The following is a 7,026-nucleotide window of genomic DNA, read 5'->3' as shown; positions in this document are numbered from 1 at the left end:
GGCGGGCTCGCTGACCAGCGCGGCGATCAGCGAAGCCGATATTGTCGCGGGGCAGTGGGACGGGGCGGCACTCCGGTTGTTTGCGGTCGACTGGGAACAGCCAGACGCGGGCGAGATCGAGCTGCTGTCGGGCGAGTTGGGACAGGTGGCGAGCAAGGGCGAGAGCTTTAGCGTCGACTTGCTGGGGGTCGCCGCGAAGCTGGAGGCGCCGATTTGCCCGGCCACGTCACCAGAATGCCGGGCCGAACTGGGCGATGGGCGGTGCCGAGTCGATTTGGCGGGGCGTCGGTTGCGAGCTTACGTCGTTTCAACCGAGGGAAATACGGTGCGGATCGACCGTGCGATCGATGCGCGGTTCCGCTTCGGGCAGCTGCGGATTTTGGCTGGTGGCGCGAATGGTCAGCGCCGAGTGATCCTGGGGGTCGACGGCGACGAGCTTTCCCTTCGATCGGCGCTGAGCGTCGATGTGGCGGCGGGAACCGCGGTCGAGCTCGTCGAGGGATGCGACAAGATGTTGGCGACGTGCGCGGGCCGCTTCGCCAACGCCGCCAATTTCCGGGGCGAGCCGCACCTCCCCGGCAATGACCTGCTGACACGTTACCCGGGAGCCTGAACGATGGCGATGATCGATGCCGAGCGGGCGGTGGCGCTCGTCGGGCGGCCGTTCCGCGCCCAAGGGCGCGACGCGGGGGCCGGACTCGACTGTGTTGGGCTGGTGCTGGCGGCGTGCGGCTTGTCGCCCGACCGGGTGCGGCGCAATTATCGGCTGCGCGGCGACCATGGCGCGGAATTGGTCGCGACGCTGACGCGCGATTTCCGTCGGGTGGCGCCGAGCCGGAAGCGCATCGGCGACCTAATTCTGATGATCGCGGGCGAGGGGCAATTTCACCTTGGAATTTTGACGGCACGCGGGTTCGTCCACGCCGACGCGCGACTGCGGCGAGTGGTCGAAACCCCAGGCCGTCCGCGCTGGCGGGTTTGCGCAATTTACCGCCGGCGGAGGAAATAAGGATGGCGACGCTTGTTCTGACGGCGGTAGGGACCGCGCTCGGCGGGCCGCTTGGCGGTGCGCTCGGCAGCTTGGTCGGCCAGACGATTGACCAGCAATTGCTCGGACCTGGGCCGCGAAAGGGGCCACGGCTCGGGGATTTGTCGGTGCAGACTTCAAGCTATGGCTCGCAAATCCCGCGACTCTATGGAACGATGCGGGTTGCCGGAACGGTGGTGTGGGCAACCGATCTTAAGGAAGAGGAAGCGATCGAGGGCGGCGGCAAGGGCTCACCCGAGGCAATCGCCTATCGTTATTCGGCAAGCCTGGCGGTGGCACTGTCGTCGCGACCGATTATCCGCGTCAAGCGTATCTGGGCCGACGGCAAGTTGATTCGTGGGGCGGCCGGAGACTTCAAGGTCAGGACCGACTTCCGCCTGGTCGCGGGCGATGAGGATCAGCCAGTCGATCCATTGATCGCGTCGATCGAGACAATTGATCAGTCCACCGCATTTCGCGGGCTGGCGCTGGCTATATTTGAAAATTTCGAGCTGGCCGAGTTCGGCAATCGCATCCCGTTACTGACCTTCGAGGTCGAGGCAGATGCGGGCGAGGTGCCGCTGGCATACCTGTTAGCCGACGCCAGCGCCGGGCTGATCGAGGCCAGCGATGACCAGGCAGTGGCGGGCTATGCCGCGCACGGGCGATCGATTGCCGACGCCATCGCGCCATTGGTCGATCTAAATGGCATCGAGCTGCGCGAGGAGATGGGAAAGTTACGGTCGCCCTCGGGTTCGCCGGCCGAGATCGCTGGGGACGAGTTGGGATGCGGCACCGAAGGCAAATCGGTGCCGCCGACCCAGCGCGCGCGCGCTTCGAGCGCCGACATGCCGACCAGCCTCGCCCTGACCTATTACGATCCGACGCGCGATTATCAGGCGGGGCAGATGCGCGCGGCGAGCGGGGCGGGCGGAGTCCGTGATGAGCGGATCGAATATCCGGCCGTGCTAGAAGCGGAGGGCGCCAAACTACTGGCGGAAAATGCGCTTTCGCGACGCTGGGCGAGCGGCGACCAGCTGACGATCAGCCTGCCTCCGGCGCGGATCGGAATGAAGCCGGGCGACAGGTTGCGGCTGTCCGGCTCGACATTCATATGGGCGGCGCGCCGTGTGACGGTTGAGGCTATGAGGACGACGGTTGAGGCGGAACCGGCGCCGAGGGTCACCGTCGGACTGCCCGCCGATCCGGGGCGCCCCGTGAGCGAGGCCGATGCAACGATTGGCCCAACCGAACTGAGGCTGATCGAGCCGCCGGCACTGGGCGATGACATCGAAGCCGCGATCCGCGTTTATATCGCCGGCTCCAATGTCGGCGCATGGAAAGCCGTGCCCGTCGAAACACGGATCGGTGCCGAGCCGCTGGCGCCGTTGTCGCTGCCGCGCAAGGCGGTTATCGGGCGCGCCGGAGCTGCGCTGGACGGGGGATCGGCCTTGCTGCTCGACCTTAAAGGCGAGGTCGCGATTCAATTGAGCGATCCCGCGCAGCGGTTGCGCAATGCCGATGACCAGGCGTTGATGTCGGGCGCCAATTTGGCGATGCTTGGCGACGAACTGATACAATTTGGCCGGGCCGACGACCTTGGCGGCGGCGCCTATCGCCTGTCGCGATTGCTGCGCGGTCGGCGGGGCACCGAATGGTCTTGCGATCACCACGGGTCTGGCGAGGCCTTCTGCCTGATCGACCCGGCGACGCTGCGCCCCATCGACCTTGCGCGGTCCTCGGCCGACGCGGTCATCGGGGCGGTCGCTCACGGCTTATCCGATGCATCGCCATGGCCAAGCGCGCAGCGGTTGCTGAGCGGCGAGGCGATGCGGCCGCTGTCACCCTGTCATGTGCAAACCCGGCGAGCGGAAGCCGGGCTGCACGTCGCATGGACCCGCCGAAGCCACCGCGGCTGGGCATGGCTCGACACGGTCGAGGTTGCCCCCGACGGCTTCGCTGAGCTCTACCGCCTGACAATTCGGGGCCCGGCGGGGACGCGGAGCTTCGAAACCGGGAGCGGCTCAATGCTGATCGCCTGGGCCAACGTTCCCGCAGCTGCTGGACAGGTGCTGGGCGTATCGGTCGTGCGCGTTGGCCCGTTCGCCGCCTCGCGAGAGACAGTATTGACGCTGATCATCTGAAGGATTTGATCGATGGAACAGACACCGCGGTTCGCGCTCCCCTTCCTGGCGCCGGGACAGGCCCAGAAAGAGTGGTTCCACAATGAAGCATTGCAACTGGCCGACATGCTATTGTGCCCGGTCGTCGAGACGCTGCCGTCGACCGCACCCCCCGCAAGTCCGGTAGTCGGGCAATGCTTCGTCGTCTCCACCGGCGCGACGGGAGCGTGGGCGGGACATGATGACGAATTTGCCGGATATAGCGAGGGCGGCTGGCGGTTCGTGCCACCCAGCGCCGGCTTGTCCGTGCTGATCAAGACGTCAGGTGAGAGATTGTCGTGGCGCGGCGGATTCTGGGAGATCGGGGTTGCGCGGCTGCGCGAGGTTCGGGTGAACGGCGTGAGCGTCGTGCGGGACCGGCAGGAAGCGATTGCCGCACCGGCCGGCGGATCGACCGTCGATGCGGAAGGTCGCTTGGCAATCGGCAATATCCTGGCAGCGTTACGCGCCCACGGTCTAGTCGCCGCCTAGATTATCCAATAATTCCCGTTAGTTAGTCTAGTTTTGCAGCTCGGTTGCGGCTTTTCGGCAACAGCCGGGGGAATTGCAACCTTGCACCGCAACCCGCCCTCTCATAATGTGTTCAAGCAATTCTGTCTTAGGATGCAAGTGAAAGGGGATATTTATGCGGAAGCTGGCCATTGCGATGGCGCTCGCTTCGACGACGCTCGCCACTCCGGCGGTCGCTCGCGACCAGTCGTGGTATGTTGGAGTCGAAGGCGGCGCGATGCTCGTCGAGGACACGAACCTCGACTTTGATGGAGACATCGGGGTTACGGCGCCGAGGATCATCGACGTTAATGACGCCGTCATTTACGACTATAAAACCGGGCTCGATCTCGACCTGATCGGCGGCTACGACTTCGGCGCCTTCCGCCTCGAAGCCGAAGCCGGATACAAGCGGGCTTCGATCGACGAAGCAGCCATTGACGGCCAATTGCTGAACAGGACTTCGATCGTCACTCCCGTGGACGGCAAGCTCCGCGTCCTGTCGGCGATGGCCAACGGTATGCTCGACTTCGGCGACGACGATGGCTGGAACGGCTATGTCGGCGGTGGTCTCGGCGTCGCGCGTGTCAGGCAGACGGTCCGCACCGGCAGCGCATTTGGATCGTCGAGCGATAGCGACAGCGGTTTCGCGTGGCAGGTTATCGCCGGTGTCCGCAAGGCGATAAGCGCCAATATCGACCTCGGCCTCAAGTATCGCTTCTTCAACGTCCCCAATATCAGATTTGGTGATTCGAGCGATGGCCGGCTGGAAGGCAGGCTGCGCACGCACTCGTTGCTGGCCAGCTTGATCTACAACTTCGCGCCTCCGCCGCCGCCGCCGCCACCCCCGCCGCCGCCGCCGCCTCCGCCGCCTCCAGCGACGCAGACGTGCCCGGACGGTTCGGTGATCCTGGCGACCGACGTGTGCCCGCCGCCGCCGCCGCCGCCGCCGCCGCCGCCGCCTCCGCCGGAGCCGGAACGCGGCTAAGCCAAGGTACGGCTAAGCACATAAATACCCCGGGAAGGCTTCGGCTTTCCCGGGGTTTTTTTGCGTGCTGTGAGCCGGCGTGCGGCCTTGCGTCGGAGGGGCGAGCCTCATAGCATTGCGCGAGATGCGCACGCGTGGCGGGAGAGGTCGATGGTGGGGTGGTCGAAGGCGATTATGCTGGCCGCAATCGGCGCACCCTTGGCCGCGGCGCAGCCTGCGCCTTCGTCGCCGCCCGGCGTCCAGCTGGTGTTTTTCGACTGGGGCAAGCCGGAGATCAACGGCGACGCGGCGGCGATCCTCGATGGGGTGGCGGAGGGTTATCGCCGTGAGCCGGGGGCCCGGCTCGAACTTGCAGGGCACAGCGACCGGTCGGGGCCCGCGGGCGCGAACCGCGTCGCGGGGCTGCGGCGGGCCGGGGCGGTGCGCGCCTATCTCGCCGCGCATGGTGTTCCGACCAGCGCGATGCATGTCGCTTCGTTTGGTGAGGAGCGACCGCTGATCCCGACCGAGGACGGCGTGCGCGAGCCGCAGAACCGACGGGTCGAGATCCGCGTCGAGCCCGAAGCGGTTGCGCTTCCAGTCTCAGGGAATGGCCTTTGAGCCTCGATTAATTTTCGGTATAATGGCCACGCCGAGTCGCCTATCCGCAGGAGGGGCAGTTGCGGCATTTTCTTTTGGCATCGTCAACATTCGTTTTGGCCGGTTGCGCGACTACCAGTTTTGCGCCGCCGATCGTCAACATGGACCAGGAGCTGAAGTCCAAGCGCACCCAGACCTTTTTCGACGCAACCTGCACCCCCGCGGAGGCGGGGCGGCCCGGCTCGATCAGGCGCGACACCAACGGCGCCTTGCTGCTGATCAACAATTACGTCCTGACCTACCGATGTCAGCGGGATCGGGCGGCAGAGGGGCGGCAATTCTTCGAGGTACCCAGCTTCCTGACCGCGGCGGCAGCGGCCACCGCGGCGGCCTTCGGCGCCGGGGCCGGCGTGACGATCGGCGCGGGGGCCACCGGCGCCATCCTCAACCAGGGCAAATCCTATTATGCGCCCAGGGACAAGGCGGCGGTGCTCAACGACGGCCTCAACGCCTTGCTCTGCATCCAGAATGAAGCGGTCGGAATCGACCCCTATACGCTCAAGACGCTGAGCGCTGCGCAGGAGGCCGGCGGAACCCCCGAGCCCGGGCAGCCGGTCCCGACAATTTCGGGAGCCGGCCGCGATGGCGACGAAACCCCTCAGGCCGAGCCGCAGGTCACCATCTCATCGCAACGGCAATATTTCGAAATGATCCGGTCCGCCCTGTTTTCGGTTGAGAGCGTCGTCGCTCAGCGACTGAGCGCGGCGGGCACGCCGTTCGACGCCGCCGGCGTGATCGCCGAAGTCGAGGCGCTCAATAAAAAAGCCGACGAGGAGCAGGCCGAAGCGGGCGATGCCGCGACTGCCGGGCAGGCGGCGAAGACGGCAGCCACGCCGCCCGATTCCGCTGCGGCAGGTGTGCAACCGGCGGCGGCGATCGAGCGCCTGATTAGTTTCACCGCCGCCAAGGCAAAGCTTCAGAGGCTCAGCGACGATCAGGTCGGCCGGACCGTCATCAAGCTGCGCACGCTTCAACCCAAGCTCGACAAATGTGTGGTGCGGGCGAAGGTTTAACAGCCGATCGTCGATGCCGACTGCGGGCCGATCCATGCGATCGAGGATTAGGGCGGAGCGCATTACAAGGGCGCGCGCGCGACCGCCGCGCGCGACGCGGCTATCGTCGAGTGGCGGGGGTGGTCTGGCAGAGGCGGTGAGCTATTATCGATGGGGTTTGGAGGAAGCATGGCGAACGAGGGCCGGGTCAACGGAAGCTGTCATTGCGGCGCGGTGACGCTGAGCGTGCCGCATGCGCCGGAGTGGGTGGGGAGCTGCAACTGCTCCTTATGTACCAAGTCCGGATGGCTGGTGGCTTTCTATCCCGACGATGCCGTGACCGTGGAGGGCGAGACCGTTCCATACATCTGGGGCGACCGGATGATCGGCATCCACCATTGCCCCATTTGCGGATGCGGAACGCACTGGAAGACGCTCGGCGAGGATTTCGGCAAGATGGGCGTCCATGCGCGGCTGTTGGATGGGTTCGATGTTGGGGCGGTGGAAGGTTTCCCATCGAAGTATCACTTCGATGGGGTCCCGGTGGAGGTGCGGCTGCTGGATAATCGGGACTAATTGGGCTGGCGCGGTCCGCCGTCACGCTGGGGATGGCCGGCGCGATCTCTGCGCTCCATCAGCGCCCCGCGCTGACCGTGCTCGAGCTTCCTGCCGGGCAAGCGCACGAACATGGTCCCTGCTCTATCAGCT

General features: G+C 65.8%; 8 protein-coding genes. All 8 read left to right on the top strand.

Going from position 1 to position 7,026, the window contains the following annotated elements:
- On the top strand, positions 1–613 hold a 613-nt coding region (locus H0W65_RS11690; protein WP_294007768.1), incomplete at its 5' end, for a DUF2163 domain-containing protein.
- A 3-nt stretch (positions 614–616) separates the two neighbouring features.
- Positions 617–1,009: a peptidoglycan endopeptidase gene (locus tag H0W65_RS11685; protein ID WP_294007766.1), complete on the top strand. Its 393-nt coding sequence runs from the start codon at positions 617–619 to the stop codon at positions 1,007–1,009.
- Positions 1,010–1,011: 2 nt separating this feature from the next.
- Positions 1,012–3,171 carry a phage tail protein gene (locus H0W65_RS11680; RefSeq protein WP_294007764.1) on the top strand — a complete coding sequence of 720 codons (2,160 nt, stop codon included), beginning with the start codon at positions 1,012–1,014 and terminating at the stop codon, positions 3,169–3,171.
- A gap of 12 nt (positions 3,172–3,183) precedes the next feature.
- Positions 3,184–3,681, top strand: coding sequence for a DUF2793 domain-containing protein (locus H0W65_RS11675; protein ID WP_294007762.1), 498 nt, complete (start codon positions 3,184–3,186; stop codon positions 3,679–3,681).
- 154 nt (positions 3,682–3,835) lie between these two features.
- On the top strand, positions 3,836–4,687 hold the full coding sequence (locus H0W65_RS11670; RefSeq protein WP_294007760.1) for an outer membrane beta-barrel protein: 852 nt from the start codon (positions 3,836–3,838) through the stop codon (positions 4,685–4,687).
- Positions 4,688–4,837: 150 nt separating this feature from the next.
- Positions 4,838–5,287, top strand: a complete 450-nt coding sequence (locus H0W65_RS11665) for an OmpA family protein (protein WP_294007758.1) — start codon at positions 4,838–4,840, stop codon at positions 5,285–5,287.
- Between the two features lie 140 nt (positions 5,288–5,427).
- A complete protein-coding gene (locus H0W65_RS11660) occupies positions 5,428–6,339 on the top strand; it encodes a hypothetical protein (RefSeq protein WP_294007757.1) in 912 nt (303 codons plus the stop codon).
- 168 nt (positions 6,340–6,507) lie between these two features.
- Positions 6,508–6,894: a GFA family protein gene (locus H0W65_RS11655; protein WP_294007756.1), complete on the top strand. Its 387-nt coding sequence runs from the start codon at positions 6,508–6,510 to the stop codon at positions 6,892–6,894.
- The last annotated feature ends 132 nt before the right edge of the window (positions 6,895–7,026 follow it).

Origin of the sequence: Sphingomonas sp., from assembly GCF_013816785.1 — a bacterium.
GTDB lineage: Bacteria > Pseudomonadota > Alphaproteobacteria > Sphingomonadales > Sphingomonadaceae > Sphingomicrobium.
This window is presented reverse-complemented; position numbering and strand designations above follow the sequence as displayed.